18 protein-coding genes and 1 pseudogene are annotated in these 16,626 nt (G+C 69.9%); 9 read left to right on the top strand and 10 right to left on the bottom strand.

The features are described 5' to 3' along the window. Window positions 1-83: 83 nt before the first annotated feature. The gene (locus tag ABEA82_RS16475) at window positions 84-848 is read left to right on the top strand and encodes a DUF4142 domain-containing protein (protein WP_345662229.1); all 765 of its coding nucleotides are present in this window, start codon (window positions 84-86) and stop codon (window positions 846-848) included. A gap of 49 nt (window positions 849-897) precedes the next feature. Here the strand turns inward: ABEA82_RS16475 and ABEA82_RS16480 are convergent, their stop codons facing one another. Next, window positions 898-1,677, bottom strand: coding sequence for a LysR family substrate-binding domain-containing protein (locus tag ABEA82_RS16480; RefSeq protein ID WP_345662230.1), 780 nt, complete (start codon window positions 1,675-1,677; stop codon window positions 898-900). Window positions 1,678-1,735: 58 nt separating this feature from the next. Here ABEA82_RS16480 and ABEA82_RS16485 point away from each other — a divergent pair, with 58 nt between their 5' ends. The 3 genes and pseudogenes from ABEA82_RS16485 to ABEA82_RS16495 all read left to right on the top strand — a co-directional run bounded on the left by ABEA82_RS16485 (window position 1,736) and on the right by ABEA82_RS16495 (window position 3,881). Continuing rightward, window positions 1,736-2,119 (top strand): DUF5997 family protein, encoded by a 384-nt coding sequence (locus ABEA82_RS16485; protein ID WP_345662231.1) that lies wholly within the window; start codon window positions 1,736-1,738, stop codon window positions 2,117-2,119. A 269-nt stretch (window positions 2,120-2,388) separates the two neighbouring features. Beyond that, window positions 2,389-2,634: pseudogene (locus ABEA82_RS16490) on the top strand (5-dehydro-4-deoxyglucarate dehydratase); the annotation flags it as partial. After that, a complete protein-coding gene (locus tag ABEA82_RS16495; protein WP_345662232.1) occupies window positions 2,631-3,881 on the top strand; it encodes a glucarate dehydratase family protein in 1,251 nt (416 codons plus the stop codon). The pseudogene ABEA82_RS16490 and the gene ABEA82_RS16495, both read left to right, overlap by 4 nt. 38 nt (window positions 3,882-3,919) lie before the next feature. Here the strand turns inward: ABEA82_RS16495 and ABEA82_RS16500 are convergent, their stop codons facing one another. The 3 genes from ABEA82_RS16500 to ABEA82_RS16510 all read right to left on the bottom strand — a co-directional run bounded on the left by ABEA82_RS16500 (window position 3,920) and on the right by ABEA82_RS16510 (window position 5,588). Next, a complete protein-coding gene (locus ABEA82_RS16500) occupies window positions 3,920-4,816 on the bottom strand; it encodes a peptidoglycan-binding protein (protein WP_345662233.1) in 897 nt (298 codons plus the stop codon). Beyond that, window positions 4,816-4,950: a hypothetical protein gene (locus ABEA82_RS16505; RefSeq protein WP_345662234.1), complete on the bottom strand. Its 135-nt coding sequence runs from the start codon at window positions 4,948-4,950 to the stop codon at window positions 4,816-4,818. The genes ABEA82_RS16500 and ABEA82_RS16505 overlap by 1 nt, the downstream gene beginning before the upstream one ends. Before the next feature lie 65 nt (window positions 4,951-5,015). Then, window positions 5,016-5,588: a serine/threonine-protein kinase gene (locus ABEA82_RS16510; protein ID WP_345662235.1), complete on the bottom strand. Its 573-nt coding sequence runs from the start codon at window positions 5,586-5,588 to the stop codon at window positions 5,016-5,018. 314 nt (window positions 5,589-5,902) lie between these two features. Here ABEA82_RS16510 and ABEA82_RS16515 point away from each other — a divergent pair, with 314 nt between their 5' ends. After that, a complete protein-coding gene (locus ABEA82_RS16515) occupies window positions 5,903-6,391 on the top strand; it encodes a hypothetical protein (RefSeq protein ID WP_345662370.1) in 489 nt (162 codons plus the stop codon). On the opposite strand, the gene ABEA82_RS16520 is transcribed toward ABEA82_RS16515, so the two are convergent. Further along, window positions 6,357-6,659, bottom strand: a complete 303-nt coding sequence (locus ABEA82_RS16520; protein WP_345662236.1) for a hypothetical protein — start codon at window positions 6,657-6,659, stop codon at window positions 6,357-6,359. The genes ABEA82_RS16515 and ABEA82_RS16520 overlap by 35 nt on opposite strands. A gap of 350 nt (window positions 6,660-7,009) precedes the next feature. Between ABEA82_RS16520 and ABEA82_RS16525 the strand changes: the two genes are divergently transcribed. The 3 genes from ABEA82_RS16525 to ABEA82_RS16535 all read left to right on the top strand — a co-directional run bounded on the left by ABEA82_RS16525 (window position 7,010) and on the right by ABEA82_RS16535 (window position 10,527). Beyond that, entirely contained in the window at window positions 7,010-8,233 is a 1,224-nt protein-coding gene (locus tag ABEA82_RS16525) for a transcriptional regulator (protein WP_345662237.1), read from the top strand. A gap of 112 nt (window positions 8,234-8,345) precedes the next feature. Beyond that, entirely contained in the window at window positions 8,346-9,863 is a 1,518-nt protein-coding gene (gene adh / locus ABEA82_RS16530) for an aldehyde dehydrogenase (protein ID WP_345662238.1), read from the top strand. 88 nt (window positions 9,864-9,951) lie between these two features. Further along, complete coding sequence (locus ABEA82_RS16535) at window positions 9,952-10,527, top strand: putative immunity protein (RefSeq protein ID WP_345662239.1); 576 nt, start codon at window positions 9,952-9,954, stop codon at window positions 10,525-10,527. A gap of 166 nt (window positions 10,528-10,693) precedes the next feature. On the opposite strand, the gene ABEA82_RS16540 is transcribed toward ABEA82_RS16535, so the two are convergent. Next, the gene (locus ABEA82_RS16540; protein ID WP_345662240.1) at window positions 10,694-11,590 is read right to left on the bottom strand and encodes a helix-turn-helix transcriptional regulator; all 897 of its coding nucleotides are present in this window, start codon (window positions 11,588-11,590) and stop codon (window positions 10,694-10,696) included. Between the two features lie 124 nt (window positions 11,591-11,714). Here ABEA82_RS16540 and ABEA82_RS16545 point away from each other — a divergent pair, with 124 nt between their 5' ends. Beyond that, the gene (locus tag ABEA82_RS16545; protein WP_345662241.1) at window positions 11,715-12,737 is read left to right on the top strand and encodes a zinc-dependent alcohol dehydrogenase family protein; all 1,023 of its coding nucleotides are present in this window, start codon (window positions 11,715-11,717) and stop codon (window positions 12,735-12,737) included. A gap of 184 nt (window positions 12,738-12,921) precedes the next feature. Here the strand turns inward: ABEA82_RS16545 and ABEA82_RS16550 are convergent, their stop codons facing one another. The 4 genes from ABEA82_RS16550 to ABEA82_RS16565 all read right to left on the bottom strand — a co-directional run bounded on the left by ABEA82_RS16550 (window position 12,922) and on the right by ABEA82_RS16565 (window position 16,606). Next, window positions 12,922-13,773, bottom strand: a complete 852-nt coding sequence (locus tag ABEA82_RS16550) for a poly-gamma-glutamate hydrolase family protein (RefSeq protein ID WP_345662242.1) — start codon at window positions 13,771-13,773, stop codon at window positions 12,922-12,924. A gap of 5 nt (window positions 13,774-13,778) precedes the next feature. Further along, complete coding sequence (locus ABEA82_RS16555; RefSeq protein ID WP_345662243.1) at window positions 13,779-15,209, bottom strand: MFS transporter; 1,431 nt, start codon at window positions 15,207-15,209, stop codon at window positions 13,779-13,781. Then, window positions 15,206-15,340: a hypothetical protein gene (locus ABEA82_RS16560; RefSeq protein ID WP_345662244.1), complete on the bottom strand. Its 135-nt coding sequence runs from the start codon at window positions 15,338-15,340 to the stop codon at window positions 15,206-15,208. The genes ABEA82_RS16555 and ABEA82_RS16560 overlap by 4 nt, the downstream gene beginning before the upstream one ends. Before the next feature lie 303 nt (window positions 15,341-15,643). Next, complete coding sequence (locus ABEA82_RS16565) at window positions 15,644-16,606, bottom strand: hypothetical protein (protein ID WP_345662245.1); 963 nt, start codon at window positions 16,604-16,606, stop codon at window positions 15,644-15,646. Between the last annotated feature and the right edge of the window lie 20 nt (window positions 16,607-16,626).

A 16,626-nucleotide genomic window follows, 5' to 3' on the forward strand; every position in this document is an offset into this window, starting at 1 on the left:
GAACTTTTTTGCGGCAGCGGTGATTGTTTCGCCCGCGGCATCCGTACTTCCTGGTGTTGGGCCGTTCAATCCCAGGAGGCACGATGCGCATCTCGCGCAGCACCGCAGGAACCGCGTTCGTGGGCGGTGCGCTGATCCTTACGCTCACCGCGCTCGCCTACCCCAGCATGCTGGGTGTGCAGAACACGGCTTCCGGCCAGGACCGCATCATCGCCAACACCCAGTGGGGTCCGCTGACCGAGGCGGATCGCGACTTCGTGGTAAAGGTGCGCGCGGCCGGGCTGTGGGAGCAGCCGATGGGGCAATTGATCATGGAGCGGAGCACGTCGCCTGCGATGAAGGAGGTCGCGGAGCATCTGCTCGTGGGGCACGGTCGGCTCGACGCGGGCTGCCGCAAGGTCTCGACGGACCTGGGCATCACCCTGCCGAACGAGCCGTCGCCGCAGCAGCAGCAGTTCGTGGCGACGGCGGAGGGCAGCTCCGGCAAGGAGTTCGAGTCCACGGCCGTGACGCTCATGCGCGTCGCGCACGGGGGCATCTTCCCGACCATCGCCAAGATCCGGGCGACCACCCGGAACAGCATGGTGCGGGAACTCGCCGACACGACCAACGACACCGTGCTCGACCACATCACGGTCCTGGAGAAGACCGGTCTGATCAATCACGAGCAGGTCAACCTCCAGATCACCTCCCCGCCCAAGCTGCCCCAGGACCAGACGACGCCCCCGCCGCCGCAGCCGGGTGCGCCGGTCCGTGTACTGGAGGTCCCGGAGAACCTGAAGGACCTGCAGACGGTCGCCCCCAACCCGTCCTACGGGGCGCCGCAGCCGAGTCCGTCGGCCGGCTGAGCGAGGAACGGTTCGAGGGCCGCGCCCCCGCGGCGGGCCCCGGAACCGGCTAGGAACGGCGGCGGGGCTTGCCGCGCCTGTCGCCCTTGGGGGCCGAGCGCCCGCCCTTCCCGGTGCGCTTCGCCGCCGCGGACCTCCCGGCCGCCGACCTACCGGGCATCGGCTTTCGCCGGGCGTCTGACCGGTCGGTCTCTGTGGCGCCCCGCGCCGGATCCTGCTTGCGGCCCCGCGTGCTGTTGACCGTGCGGCCGCGAACGATGCCGATGAAGTCCTCCACCTGGTCCGTCGTCGCGTCCTCGGGCCAGGCCAGTGCCACGCTCGACTCGGGGGCGTCCCTGAGGGGGCGGTGGGTGAGGTCCTTGCGGTGGTGGAGGCGGGCGAGCGACAGGGGCACGACGAGGACGCCGATGCCGGCCGCGACCAGTTCGACGGCGTCGGCCGTGGTGGCGGGGCGTTCCAAGGCGGGCCGCCCGGGGAGGTCCTCCCAGTCGAGGACGTCGTCGAGGGGGTGCAGCACGATGTCGTCGGCCAGATCCTCCTGCGCCACCTCGTCGACCGCCGTGACCAGGTGGTCCTTGGGGACGACGACGACCGTCTGCTCGGTGTAGAGGGGGATCGCGCTGAAGACCGTCCGGTCGACGGGCAGCCGGACGAGACCCGCGTCGGCGTCCCCGTCCAGCAGTTGCCCGGCCGCCGCCCCGGCGGGCACCTGGGTCAGGGTGAGCGGGACATCGGGCTGCCGCTCGTTCCAGACGCGCACCCACTTGTCGGGCATCACCCCGGGGACGTACACGAGCCGGAACGCGGGGGAATCATCCGAGCTTGTCACCGGGCCAGGTTACCGGCCGTGGTCGGCGCTCGTGCACACGCTCGATACCCTGGACGCCATGACGTCGCACCAGAGCACCCAGACGATGAAGCCCGCTACCGCGGCCAAGAAGCTGGGTGTGTACCTCGAGGCCACACCCGCCGAGTTCCGGGAGGGTGTCGTCTCGCGCGCCGAGCTGAACGAGCTCCAGACGAACCCGCCGCAGTGGCTGCAGGACCTGCGGAGCAACGGCCCGCACCCCCGCCCGGTGGTCGCGGCGAAGCTCGGCGTCTCCATCGCGGGCCTGGCCCGCGGGGGCGTCACCGAGCCGCTCACCACCGAGCAGATCGAGACGCTGAAGCAGGACAGCCCCGAGTGGCTGGTGCGGGAGCGCGCCACCCAGGCGGAGGTCCGCAAGGAGGCGGCCCGGATCAAGAAGAAGAACGCCGAACGCGACGCCTGACCTCGGCGCCGCACTTTTCGGACGGCCCCAACCGGTTCATCCGGTTGGGGCCGTCGTCGTTCTCCTGGGGCTCTTCCAGCGTCTCTTCCGGTGCCGTGTGATGTCGGTGAAGACTTTCAGCCATGTATTGACATGGCGATGAAGCGATCCGTAGCTTGGCTGATCATTTAGACTCGTGAAGCCTGTTCACGAATATGAACGGTGAACGGAGAACCATCCATGCGGGATCGCCGACGCAGTCACCGCCTGGCTGCCACGCTCGCCGTCTCGGGGCTGGAGGCGCCGAGATGACCGCGCCCGCCTACAAGGGCGTCGGCGGCGAGCTGTACTCCTCGGCGGTGTTCGCCTTCGCCCCGGAGATCGCCCTGCCCTTCCACCGGGCCCTGGCCGAGGACGACGACGCCCTGGTCTCGCGGCTCCTCGGGGTACGGGCGCCGCTGCTCGATCCGACGCCGGAGCACGTCGCCCGGCTCTCGAAACTCCTCGACCACGGCCTGGAGGTGGCCGCCGCATGAGCGCCACGCGCATCCGTGAGCTGATCGTCACCCCGATCGCCTTCCGTGACCCGCCGCTGCTCAACTCCAACGGGGTGCACGAGCCGCTCGCCCTGCGGATCATCCTCCAACTCGTCCTGGAGGACGGCACGATAGGTCTCGGCGAGTCCCCGGGGGGCACCGCGCGCCTGGAGCGGCTCCAGGCCGCCGCCGAGGTGGTCGTCGGCATGCACGTCTTCGACAGCACCGCCGTGGCCGCCGCGATCGATGCCGCCCTGCTGCCGACCGTGCCCAGCTCTCACGAGCGCGGCTGGACCAGCTCGGCGGTGGAGGTGGCCTGTCTCGACGCGCAGGGCAAGCTGCTCGGCCGTCCGGTCAGCGACCTGCTCGGCGGCAGGGTCCGGGACTCGGTGCCGTTCGCCGCGTACCTCTTCTACAAATGGGCCGAGCACCCCGCCCTCGACGGCCGCCCGGCCGTCGGCGACGACTGGGGCGAAGCCCTCGACCCGGCCGGGATCGTCGAGCAGGCCCGGCTGATGCGGGAGCGGTACGGCTTCGAGTCGTTCAAGCTGAAGGGCGGTGTCTTCCCGCCCGACGAGGAGATCGCCGCGATCAAGGCGCTCGCCGAGGCCTACCCGGGGCAGCCGCTGCGCCTGGACCCGAACGTGGCGTGGACGGTCGAGAGGTCGAAGTACGTCGCCCGCGTGCTCGACGGTGTCCTCGAGTACCTGGAGGACCCGACGAAGGGCATCCCCGGTATGGCGGAGGTGGCGAAGGACTCGCCCATGCCGCTCGCGACGAACATGTGCGTGATCGCCTGGGAGCATCTGAGGCCGGCCGTCGAGCAGGACGCGATCCAGGTGCTGCTCACCGACCACCACTACTGGGGCGGACTGCGCCGCACCCGTGAACTGGCCGCCGTCTGCGAGGCGTTCGGGATCGCCCTGTCGATGCACTCCAACTCGCACCTGGGCATCAGCCTCGCCGCGATGACCCATGTCGCCGCGGCCATCCCCGACCTCGACCACTCCTGCGACACCCACTACCCGTGGAACTCGGCCGACGACGTGATCGTGCCGGGCGTGCTGGAGCTGCGCGACGGGGCGGTCGAGGTGCCCACCGGTCCGGGGCTGGGTGTCGAACTCGACCACGACAAGCTGGAGGAGCTCCACCGGCGCTACGTCGACTCCGGGATGCGCGGCCGGGACGACACCGGCTACATGCGGCGGTTCCGGCCCGGGTACGAGCTGAAGCTGCCCCGCTGGTGACGGGCGTGCGCCCCTCCCACGGGAGGGGCGCACGGGCCTCACTTGCCCGACCTGGGCACCTTCAGCCGGTCCCAGGTGACCTTGCCGGGGATGCCGTCGGCGCCCCGGCCGGAGAAGCCCTGCTTCTGCTGCCAGAGCGCGTAGGACCGGCGGTCGGCCTCGCTCCAGTCGGGGCCGGGGCCCTCCTCGTAGTGGCCGCAGCCCTCGGCGACCAGGCGGCGGCCCATCGCCGTGATGATCGGGGACCGCTGCCCGACGTGGAAGAACGCGGCGCCCGGGAAGGGCTCGTAGGACGGCCTCGGCGCCGGCTTCGGGGCCGTAGCGGGCTTGGTGCCGCCCCCGCCGCCCTTCAGCCGCTGGGCGATGCGCTTGCGCATGCTGTCCATGGTGAATCCGCGCGGGTCCACCTTTCCCGGCTGCCACTCGTTGTGGCCGATGACGGACCGCTCGGACCAGCCGTGGTGGCGGCAGATCGCCGCGGACACCTTCTCGATGGCCTCCTTCTGCGCCTCGGGCCACGGGTCCTTGCCGTTGCCGAGGTTGATGCACTCGAAGCCGTAGAAGTGCCGGTTGCCGTCGGTGTCCGCCTCGTTGTCGGCCGGGGGTTTCGACTCGTTGATCACGGCGCGCAGGACATCGCTGTCGCCGAGCCCGGCGTGGTTGGCCCGGCCGTTGCCGACCAGGTGCACCTCGCCCTTCTTGTCGATGACACCGTGGCACAGCGGGCCGGGCAGGTTGGAGTGGCCGTCGTAGCAGATGTCGACGGAGGCGGCGGTGCCGGAGGTGACGGTGTGATGGATCATCACACCGTTCACCGGGCCCCACGGACCCTTGCTGTTGCGGTTGTGGGTGCGCCAGCTGCGGACCTCGTGGACGGTCACGCCCTCGGCGCGGAGGATCTCCACGAGCTTGGACGCGCTCAGCGGCTTTGCCATCAGTTGTCTCCTTCCACGGCGGCTTCCGCCTCCGTGGTGGTCTGGGACCGCCCTCGCGAGGGGTCCTCGGCGGCCAGCTCCTCACGGCGGGCCTGTTCTTCCGCGGCGAGCGCCGCCTCGTCCGCGGCCGGCATGCTGCGCGCCAGCGGGCCGAGGGCCAGGCGCAGGTCGACCGCGCTGCCCTTCCCCTTGATCAGGGTCAGTGGGGCGAAGTGCCGGCCGACCCCGGCGGGGCCCTGGAGCGGGGCGGCGGGCCGGGTCGGCCGGCCACTCGACGCCCCTTCCCCTCCGTCACGGGGACGGCTCCGCCGCGCGGTTCGGTGCTGCGGCCCTTGCGCCTGAGGCCGCCGCGGTGGTTCCAGCGGCGCAGGTACGGGCCGGGGTCGAGGGCGGCGAGGAGGCGTGCGGTGTCGGCGCCGGGGAGCTGACGGGCGCTTGCGCCTCGGTGGGTGGGGGCGGTGGCGCGTAGGGCGGGCAGCATGTCGCCCAGGGCCTTCAGAGCGGCGGCGCGCGAATCGCCTGCGAGGGGCGCGGGGAGCTGCGCGACCAGCCCCGACGGCGCCGCAGACGGCCGACGGCCCGTCGAGGCACCCTCCGCTTTGGTCTGCGCAGGTGGCAACCTCCAGGCCCCCTCTGCCAGTTCCGCCAAGACCGCCTCCAGCCGCTCGAACCACTCCGTCACGTCTTCATACGGCTCGGCCGGCACCTGTGCCTCACCGAGACGGGCGACGAGTTCCGCGAGGCGGTCCGCGAGCTGCCCGGGCGTCTTCACTCCGTCCAGGTCGTCGCGCAGGGGCGGTTGGGAACCTCCGGGGTGGGCGGTTCCTCACCGGGCTCGCCCGGGTTGCGGCATGGACGCGTACGAAGTTGATCGGGCTCTTACGGGATCCACCGTCGGGCGCCCCCTTTCGACCGGGGCATCCCCCACGCAAACGCCAGGCCGCGCCACCCCTTCCAGCGCGTAGAAATATCCACAAACATGGAGGTCGTCGCCGGACCGGCGCGCGGGGTCCGAAGCCCCGCGGGTCACCGGACCGTGTCCCGCGTGCGCCTTTCGTGGCGCTGCCGACTGTGCCTGGGGTGACCATGCAGAGCGTCATGTGGAAACAAGCCGTCGAGTGGCTCGCCGCGGCCGCCACCGACCCCCAGGAGTGCAAACGGGAGTGGGACCACGGCACGGGAACGGCACTCGTGGCGGCCGGCCGCTACTGGGACGTGCTAAGCGTTCCCGACCGGCTCGGCCTGCTCGCCCTGGACATCCTGTGGCGCGACCCGTTGAAGACGCCCGGCCCCACCCTGGTGGACAGCGCCGCACGCAGAGTGGGGTTCTTCCTGCCGCCGGATCCGGTCAGCGAGTGGGTCGGGTGCGGTGTCCGGCACGTCGGGAGGGGTTCCTGGGTAGCCGTGCCACCGCCGTACCGTCCGGCCGGACGCCTGGAGTGGCTCGTCCCGCCGGACGGGACCGGCGCCCTGCACACCCCAGGCACGCTCGAGTCGGCCCTGCGGGAGGCCACCGGGACACTCGCCGTGCTGGCGCCGGTCAGCGCGGAGCACGTGGGGGCCGACCGCTGGTGAGGCGGGGGCCGTCGGGGACGGCGGTGCCCGGGTGCCGGCCGGCGGCCCAGGTGGTGAGGGCGGCCCAGGTCTCGCTCGCGGACGGGGCGGCGAAGGACACCCACTGACCGTCACGGTGCTCCGGGACGTCGTGTCCACGGGCCTGCCATTCGGCGACCAGCGCCGCGTAGATGGGCGGATGGCCTGCGTATCCGCTGGTGAGTTCGGCATACGACCGGGGCGCGGCATCGGTCCCGAGAGGGCGCCGCGCCGTCTCACTGCTGTCCATGCCAGGCAAACGCGATGCCGTACGCCGCTGGTACGCGTGCCGGGCCGCGTCCGTCGGGTCGAGTGAACCCGTCACCCGTACGGCGGCACGCGGGTACCGGACAAACATCCAGTCAGGCGGTCGTCCGTTCAGAGCGGGATCACTTCGCGGTCCCTCGCCGGGGCTCGTTCCGGGGCCCGCACGGCGCCGCTTCCGGGCCGGCATACGGAACGGCGGTCACCGGCTCTGACGGTTTCCTCGACCCCGGCCGTACGCGTCCGGTAACACTGACCTCAGGCCGAGGACCGGGCGGGGACCGCGCCAACCGCGCGGCGAAACCGGTCCTCCCCGTACGACGGCAGGGAGAGGCCATGTCACAGCGCCCTGACCTCCGGCAGCGCAGGGCCGTGCTGGAGCACGAGTGGTCCCGCTGGGTGCCCCGGCTGAGCGTCCCGGGCGCCCGGCCGGGCGGCAGCGCGGCGTTGCGCCACGAGGTGACCGAGTCCTGGGCGCGTTCGCTGGGCAGCGTGGACCCCGGGCGGGACAGCGCCCCTGTCACCGACGGCGGCCCGGTGCACCAGCGCTGGACGTCGTCACCGCTGCACCGGCCGGTCTCGGGCCTCGCCGGGGAGCTGCACAGCATCGCCGAGGACGCCGGATTCGTCACGGCAGTCACCGACGAGTCCGGCACCATCCTGTGGACCTGCGGCGGCCCGGCCATGCGCCGCAAGGCCGAGCAGGTCAACTTCGCGCCGGGCGGCCGGTGGGACGAGCAGGCCATGGGCACCAACGCGCTCTCCCTCGCGCTGCGCACCGGGCGCCCCAGCTCCGTCTTCTCGGCCGAGCACCTGGTGTCGGCCCTGCACGGCTGGGTCTGCTACTGCGCCCCCGTACACGGTCCGGACGGCCGTGTCCTCGGCGTCCTCGACCTGTCCACCACCTGGGACCGCTCGCACCCGCTGGCCATGTCCACCGTGCGCACACTGGTGTCCACGATCGAGGCCCGCCTGGCCTCGGAGCAGCCTCGCCCGGCCGGAGTGCGGCTCACCTGCCTGGGCGCCGAAAAGGCCGTGCGGGAGGGGCGGCCACTGCCTCTGCGTCCCCGCCAGTTGGAGATCCTGACCCTGCTCGCGCTCGAACCCGACGGCTTCTCGCCGGAGCGGCTGCGCGCCGCCCTGTACGGCGACCGGCCGGTCACCGCGTCCACCTTCAAGGCGGAGATCTCCCACCTGCGGCGCGCCCTGGACGGCGGCATCGCCGCCCGCCGCTACGCCCTGACGGTCCCGGTGTCCTGCGACGCGGCGGGCGTCCTGCGCGCACTGGAACGGGGCGACACGGACACCGCCCTGCGCCTGTACGGCGGCCCGCTGCTTCCCCGCTCGGAAGCACCCGGCATCGAGGAGTGGCGCACCCGCCTCGAAGTGGCCGTACGCGAGGCCGTACTGGCGAGCACCCGCCCGGAGCACGCCCTGCGCTACGGCGAACGGGCCCCGTACGACGCGGAGATCCACACGCACGCGCTGCGTCTGCTCGGCCCGGGCGACACCCGCCGGGCGATCGCGGCGGGCCGGCTGACCACGGCCGTGCGCGACTGAACTCCCCGTCACGGCACCAACCTTGCGCCAACCTCCGGGCAGCACAGTGAGGGCTGTCACGGGGCGTGGCCCGCACCCGCCCCTCCCCCGCCCTTCACCGAGGAGAGCCGCCATGGTGTACGCGCAGCCCGGAACGGACGGCAGCATCGTCACCTTCGCCCGCCGCTACGACAACTTCATCGACGGCGACTGGGTCGCCCCCGTCGAGGGCCGCTACTTCGAGAACCCGACCCCGGTGACCGGCAAGGTCTTCTGCGAGGTGGCCCGCTCCTCCGCGGCCGACGTCGACCTCGCCCTGGACGCCGCGCACCGGGCCGCCGAGAAATGGGGTCGCACCCCCGCCGCGGAGCGCGCGGGCGTCCTGAACCGGATCGCGGACCGCATCGAGGAGAACCTGGAGAAGATCGCGGTCGCCGAGACCTGGGAGAACGGCAAGCCGGTCCGGGAGACCCTGGCCGCCGACATCCCGCTGGCCGTGGACCACTTCCGGTACTTCGCCGGCGTCGTCCGCGCGCAGGAGGGCAGCATCGCGGAGATCGACGCCGACACCGTCGCCTACCACTTCCACGAACCGCTGGGCGTGGTCGGCCAGATCATCCCGTGGAACTTCCCGATCCTGATGGCCGCGTGGAAGCTGGCACCCGCGCTGGCGGCCGGCAACTGCGTGGTGATCAAACCGGCCGAGCAGACCCCGGTCAGTCTCCTCTACGTCATCGACCTGATCGCGGACCTGCTGCCCCCGGGTGTCCTCAACGTGGTCAACGGCTTCGGCGTCGAAGCGGGCAAGCCGCTGGCCTCCAGCCCGCGCGTGGCGAAGGTGGCGTTCACCGGGGAGACGACGACCGGACGCCTGATCATGCAGTACGCCAGCGAGAACATCATCCCCGTCACGCTGGAACTGGGCGGCAAGAGCCCGAACATCTTCCTGCCCGATGTCATGGCCGCCGACGACGACTTCCTGGACAAGGCGGTCGAGGGCTTCGTGATGTTCGCCCTCAACCAGGGCGAGGTGTGCACCTGCCCGTCCCGGGCCCTGGTCCACTCCTCGATCTACGACGAGTTCATGGCCCGTTGCGTCGAGCGCACACAGGCCATCGTCGGCGGCGACCCGCTGGACCCGGCCACCATGATCGGCGCACAGGCGAGCAACGACCAGTACGAGAAGATCCTCTCCTACCTCGACATCGGCAAGAAGGAGGGCGCCGAACTGGTCACGGGCGGCACCCCGCGCGCGGTGCCCGGCCTCGAGGGCGGCTACTACATCGAGCCGACGATCTTCCGCGGCACCAACGACATGCGGATCTTCCAGGAGGAGATCTTCGGCCCGGTCGTCTCGGTGACGACCTACGACTCGGTCGACGAGGCCCTGAAGATCGCCAACGACACCCTGTACGGCCTGGGCGCCGGCGTCTGGACCCGCGACGGGAACACGGCCTACCGCCTGGGCCGCGAGATCAAGGCGGGCCGGGTGTGGACCAACTGCTACCACGCCTATCCGGCCCACGCGGCGTTCGGCGGCTACAAGAAGTCGGGCATCGGGCGGGAGACGCACAAGATGATGCTGGACCATTACCAGCAGACCAAGAACCTGCTGGTGTCGTACTCGCCGCAGAAGCTGGGCTTCTTCTAGACGCAGGGGAAGGGCGCCTGACCAGGGTATATGCCCGTCAGGCGCCCTTCTCGGCACACATGCTCCTGACTGTGCGACGATCGCCTTCGTGACGAGCGTCAACGGTGACTTCGGACTGTCCATGGACGAATTGCGAGTCGTAGCGCGCTACGTCGCCGAGACAGCGCAGGTCGTTCTCCCGGTGTTCGAGGATGCCAACCCCGGTGACACCCGACCGCGGGCGGCCATCGATGCGGCATGGGAGTTCATCAACGGTGCGCCCAGGACCAAGCTTCAGCGCACCACGTCGATGGACGCTCACCGAGCGGCGAAGGAGACTGCCACTGAAACTGCACGCCTCGCCGCGCAAGCCGCCGGCGATGCCGCATCTGCCGCTTACCTGCACCCGATCGCGAAGGCTCACCAAGTGGGCCACATCCTGCGCGCCGCTGCGAATGCGGCACGCATCGCCGAGATCGGCGCAGGCGAGGATCCCCTGGCCGGGAGCAGGGCGATCGAAGAGGCCCGCGAACGGGCCACACCGGCCCTGATCGATATCCTCCAGCGGTACCCTCTCGCGCCCAGCGGTAAGAGCCGCGCTGCGCAGCTCATGACTGCTCTGGACACCTCCCTCCGTGGGTCCCCGCAGGCGGGGACTGAAGGAACGCGTAAAGGGCCCGGCTGAGGCCGCATCTGCCGAAGTCCGGTAGCCGTGGTGGCCGTTGGGCCGGTCACCGCAGGGTCATCGACGGGAAGATGCCCGCCCATGTCGGAGGGGGCCGACTCGTGGGAAGCGTTCGAGTGAGGAACCTCAGGCCGACGTCGCCGGCCCGGCCGAGCGGATCGGGCGCCTAAGGGTGACGAGGGCGAGTACGGCGCACTTCGTCGTTCATGGTCTGCGGCTGCTTCTGGGTATCGGCCCAGGTCGCCAGCAGGGTGAGAGCGTCAGCGCTGGGCGTACCGGGATCCGCGGTGTAGGTGGTGATGGAGACGTGCGGATCGCCCGGCAGCGCGAAATCGTCGTACGCGAGCTCCATCGTGCCGGCGGCCGGGTGGTTGACGACCTTGCGTCCGCGCGAGTGGCGGCGCACGTGGTGCTTGGCCCAGCGGGTGCTGAAGTCGGTGCTGCGGGCTGAGAGCTCGCCGATGAGTTCGGTCACCTGCTTGTCCAGCGGGTCGCGTCCGGCGGTCGCCCGCAGTACCGCGACCAGCAGGTCCTTGGCCTCGTCGAGGTCGGCGTAGAAGGCCTCCGCGCGCGGGTCGAGGAACACGTACCGGGCGAAGTTCGGTGGCTGCTGGGCCATGGTGAACAGGTCGGCGTACAGGGCGCGGCCCAGGTCGTTGGCCGCGAGGAGGTCGAGGCGGCCGTTCTGCACGACGGCGGGCACGCTCATGGAGTCGAGGACCTGCTGCACCGACGCGGTGATGGGTGAGGTGCGCCGGGGGCGCTTGCGGCGTGAGCCGGGTGCGACGTTGCGTGCCAGGTCGTACAGGTGGGCGCGCTCGTCGTCGTCGAGTTGCAGGGCACGGGCGATCGCGTCGAGGACGCTCTCGGACGCGCCGCCGAGTTGTCCGCGTTCCATGCGGGTGTAGTACTCGACGCTCAGACCGGCGAGCATCGCGACTTCCTCGCGCCGCAGTCCTTTGACGCGGCGGTTGCCTCCGACGAAGGGCAGTCCGGCCTGCTCGGGCGTGATCCGCGCCCGGCGGCTCATGAGAAAGCCCTTGATCTCCTGCTGGAACTCCATGGCTTCAAGGCTAGGACTCCTGTTCCTGATGAGGGGGTCCCTGACAGGGCCTGGCAGGCGCCCGCGAGGCCAGGCACGGTGGCCGGGCAACCCAGAAAACCTGTGTGAAAAGGAATGTCTGCAAGTGCGTGGAGCTGTCATTCATGCCCCGGGCGATGTCCGGGTGGAAGAGCGCGAGAACCCCACGATCGTCGCGCCGACGGATGCGATCATCCGCGTGTCGGCCACCTGTGTGTGCGGGTCGGACCTGTGGGACTACCGCGGCGTCAACGAAGTGGCACAGCCGACCCCGATGGGGCACGAGTACGTCGGCGTGGTCACCGAGATCGGCGACGAGGTGAAGACCGTCGCGGTCGGTGACTTCGTCATCGGGTCGTTCTTCGCCTCGGACAACACCTGTGAGATCTGCGAAGCCGGCTACCAGTCGCGGTGCGCGCACGCCGAGTACGTCGGTGCTCACGGGGCACAGTCGGAGTACCTGCGGGTGCCGCTGGCCGACGGCACCCTCGTCGCCACCCCCGGCATGCCGGACGACGACCTGATCCCCTCGCTCCTGGCCGCCTCCGACGTGCTCGGAACGGGCTGGTTCGGAGCCGTGGCCGCCGAGGCCGGGCCGGGCAAGACCGTGGCCGTGGTCGGTGACGGTGCCGTGGGTCTGCTCGCCGTTCTGGCCGCGAAGCAGCTGGGCGCGGAGCGGATCATCGCCATGTCGCGCCACGAGTCGCGGCAGAAGCTCGCCCGCGAGTTCGGTGCGACCGACATCGTCGCGGAGCGCGGCGACGAGGGCGCCGCCAGGATCAAGGAGCTCACCGGCGGGTACGGCGCCCACAGCGTGATCGAGGCCGTCGGCACGCAGGAATCGATGATGCAGGCCATCCGCTCCACCCGCGCCGGCGGGCACGTGGGGTTCGTGGGCGTGGCGCACGGGGTGGAGCTGCCCGGCGAGGAACTGTTCTTCGCCGAGGTGCACCTGTTCGGCGGACCCGCTCCGGTGCGCCGGTTCCTGCCCGAGCTGATCCAGCTCATCTGGGACCGCAAGATCGACCCGGGCAAGGTCTTCGACCTCACGCTCCCGCTCGACCAGGCCGCGGAGGGCTACCAGGCGATGGACGAGCGCCGCGCCGTCAAAACCCTGCTGAAGCCCTGACCCTCACTCACCCGTTCCAGCCGCCCCCCCCCGGGACCTCGAAGGTCCCGGGCAGGTGCGGGACCTTATGTGAAAGGCCATTGACATCCGCCTGCTCGATCTTCACCCTCACCCATGACAAGTTGGTCGACATGCGCATATACGTCGACCACAACCCCTGTCGACAAGGTCATTGGCTGACCGTTCAGAGGATCTGCTGGTCGGCGCGTGCCTCGAGGCGGGCGATCGCCTTGCGGCAGGCGCCGGTGAAGCGGACGAAGTCGGCGTCGGAGGTCGCGCTCCCGGCACGCGCGGCACGGCTGCTGTAGTCACCGAACAGGCTCTGCCGCAGATCAGTGGTGATCTCCAGCTGCCCGCCCATGTTCAGCATGGTCAAGTTGCACGGGTTGGACCTGTTGATGCCCGCGAGGTCGTCGTTGGTGGATCCGTCGATGGTGTTGAAACCGGCAGAGGACAGCGCCTCGTGCAGATACGTCTTGAAGGCGGTGTTCAGTCCGCCGACCACCACGGACATGGCGGCGCCCGCCTGCTCTTCCTTGCAGCCATGCAGGCTGAGGACGTTGAGACTGCTCGCGGCCATGGAGAGGGCGACATGGTCGTCGCAGTTCTTCGAGGTGACGTGCAGTTTGCTGTTGCCGGCGGAAAGGAGGCCCTCGAACATCCAGTAGTCGTGCACGGGCCCGCCGTCCGGGGTCCAGACCGACAGGTCTTCCGGGTCGTACCCGGCTATGCCCAGGCAGAGTTCGGAGGTACCGATCTCGATACCGCCGCCATGCAGGGCCATCACGGTCGTGCGATGGAAACGTGATGTGCCGGAGAGATCGCTGTCGAGCATCTGGTGCCGTTTGTAGCGACGGCCGAAGTCCGCACCCTCCCTCCCGGACAGTTGGGTGTAGAGGTCGGTGTTCGATCTGTAGAAGTCGTCCTCGCCGGCGGCATGCGCCGCGCTCGCCCCCACTCCGGTGACCAGTGGCGTTCCCGCGGCAGCGGTCGCGAAAGCGGAGGCAAGCACCGTACGGCGGTTCATATATGTCATAGCCGTCATGAGCTCGGCGCGCCGGCTGAGGGGACCGTCGTTTCGGGCTCGGGTGAGCGTCGGCGGGCCAGGACAAGGCTGGTCATCGTCGTGATCGCCATCGCGGCGATGCCGACCAACGCCGCCGTGGTGTAGGCGCTGTCGTTCGGGAAGACATGGCCGGCGTCGGTGCCCGCGTCGAGGACCAGGCCACCGATGGCACTGCCGAGCGAGTACCCGACGCTGCGCACCACGTAGTTGAAGCTCATGGCGCTGGACGTCTCGCTCTTGGGGGTGGCGGCCAGGATGACGCCGGGCATGGCGGCCGAGAAGCTGCCGACACCGAAGCCCAGCACACTCATCGCCAGGAACAGCTCGGCCAGGTTCGACCGGGCCGCGGCGAAGAGGACGAAACCGCCACCGATGACGACAGCGCTGCCGCCCAAGAGCCAGGGGGCGTCGATCCGTTGGAGCATCCGAGGCGTGAGCTTGCCGGCGATGAACCCCAGCACGGAGAACGGGATGAGGACCAGCCCGGCGACGAAGGTGGTGAGCCCGAAGCCGTAGCCGGCGCTGTGCGGCGTCTGCGCGTACCGGGTGATGAGCGTGAGCAGGATGTACATGCCGATCGCACCGACGAACATGGCGAGGTTCGCTCCGGCGACCGCCGGGTGCCGTAGGGCCCGGAGGTCGACCAGGGGCGTCTTACCGCGCAGCCCGGAAACGGTCCAGAGGCAGAGCAGGAGCACGGCGGCGACGGCGAGGACCACCGCCGTGGCGAGGTGATGGCTCCACAGGCTCCGCTCGCCGGCGAGGAACAGGACGAGGAACAGTCCACCCGCCAAGAGGAGCGCGCCCGTTACGTCCACGTGGGCGGAGCGGCCTTCGGGGGCGGTGGGCACGGAGCGCCAGGCGGCCAGGAAGGCGATGGTGGTGACGAACAGACCGAGGCCATAGGCGGCACGCACCCCGCCCAGCTCGGCGAGCAGGCCGGCGAGGGGGTAGCCGACACCGACTCCGACTATGGAGACCACCGAGACCAGGGCGATGGTGGGCGCGCTGCGTTCCTCGGGGAGATGATCACGGGCCACGCCCATCATCAGTGCCGTCAGACCGAGCCCGACGCCTTGTGCGGCCCTGCCGACGAGCAGCCACGCGAACGGCAGCGGCAGTACGGTGAGCGCACTGCCTACGACGACGACCGCCAGCGTGGCGAGAATCGTGGCTCGTCGGTGCGGGCCGGCTCCGAGCCGGCCGAGGAAGGGCGTGGCGACCGCGCCGCTCAGCAGCGCGATGGTCAGCGTCCACTGGGCGCTGTCGAGTGAGACGTGGAACGTGGTCGCCACGCTGGTGATGAGCGGTGCGCCGAGGCTGGCGACTGCCGCCACGACCAGGGCGATGAACATCAGGGAAGGGACCAGCAGCCGCGCCTCGGAGCGCTCCCGGGTAGTGCTCATCGGCTGGTCCCGGTCGTGAAGTGGTCGAACAGGCCGGGACGGATGTGCGTCCGGACCCCTTCCGCCCACGGCTCGTCCGACTCGGCGACCTGGAGGGCCTGGAGCGTCACCCCGTCGATCCCTGTGGTCACGGCGACCGGCTGCCTCGTGCGGACGAAGCTGATCCGTACCGAGTCGCGGGCCTCAGGGTCGGCGCAGGCGGCGGAACCGAGGCGGAGAAGCTGAGGGCCCACGCGGGGCCGTGAGGGCACCGTCACCTGCCGAGGAGCCGGACACGGCGGGGCCGTTAATGCGGGTTGGCCTGTCATGCACAGGACCGTATGTCCCGGAGCAAGTCGCCGTCCAAGTCAGGATCGGACTGATCTTGATAGCCGCTGACTATCAACTATGGAAACGTAGTTGCTTCGTTCCAGGCCCGTCATGCGAGATCGAGGTCAGTGAGCGCCGGTGAGGAATGGGAGTACGTCTGCGGCATCCGTTATGCCGGGCGGCGGGCCGTCGACCCGGGTGCCCGGGCGCGCGTTTTGGATGATCATCGGTGCGAGCGTCGGGGTGGTGTTGACTTCGATGAAGTGGTTGACACCGAAGTTCTCTTGAAGGTCCGTGACGGATTCGATCAGGTTCGCGGGTTTGGTCCAGATGGTGAGTGACGCGTTTCGCACTGTGTCAGTTTCAACGATGGGTCGGCATTCGGTGGTGAAGTACAGAGGGGGAAGCACGGGCTGCACGGTTCGTTCTTCTTGCCGGAGGATCGCCTGAAGGGCTGCCGGCTTGAACAGGGGGGTATGGATCGGGAGGAGGGCAGGAAGACGCCTGCAGGAGATTCCCTTGCGTTCCGCGTGGCTCTCCAGTAGGTCCAGGTCGTCGAATCGCCCACAGACAACCGTTTGGTTCGGTGTATTGATCATGCCGACGTGGAGGCCGTCTTCCGAGAGCTGCCGACACATCGCCGCAGCGGTCTGACGGTTGACGGCGAGGGCGAGCATTCCGCCCCGCAGTGAGATTCTCTTGGCTTCGAGGAAGCCCGTGAGGAGAACATCGATTGTTTCCGTCATGGACATGAGGTCAGTGATGACACTCCCGACATTGAACCCTGCGCCATGCCCGAGAAGGATGGCCGGCTGAACCTTCAGCTCCAGCGACGCATATACGGAATACGGGACAAGCGTTGCCGCAACCAGGTTGTGGACGTATTCGGTTTCCAGGCTGGGGGCCGGCCCGGAAGCTCCGGTGGTGAGTCTGCCTGTCACAGGTGGCTGGCCGATTTCCGCGAGCTTCTGGTCTGTCATCTCAAGGGCGGCGGCCACGCTCGCGTTCGTGTGAGCCAGCGTGCGCAGGATCCCCGGAGGGTAAGGGTTGCTGAAGGGCGGAAAGGCGAGGGCTGTCGTGAGCGGCATCTGTTCTCTCCCGGGATATC

It is taken from the genome of Streptomyces venetus (genome assembly GCF_039540295.1).
Lineage (GTDB): Bacteria > Actinomycetota > Actinomycetes > Streptomycetales > Streptomycetaceae > Streptomyces > Streptomyces venetus.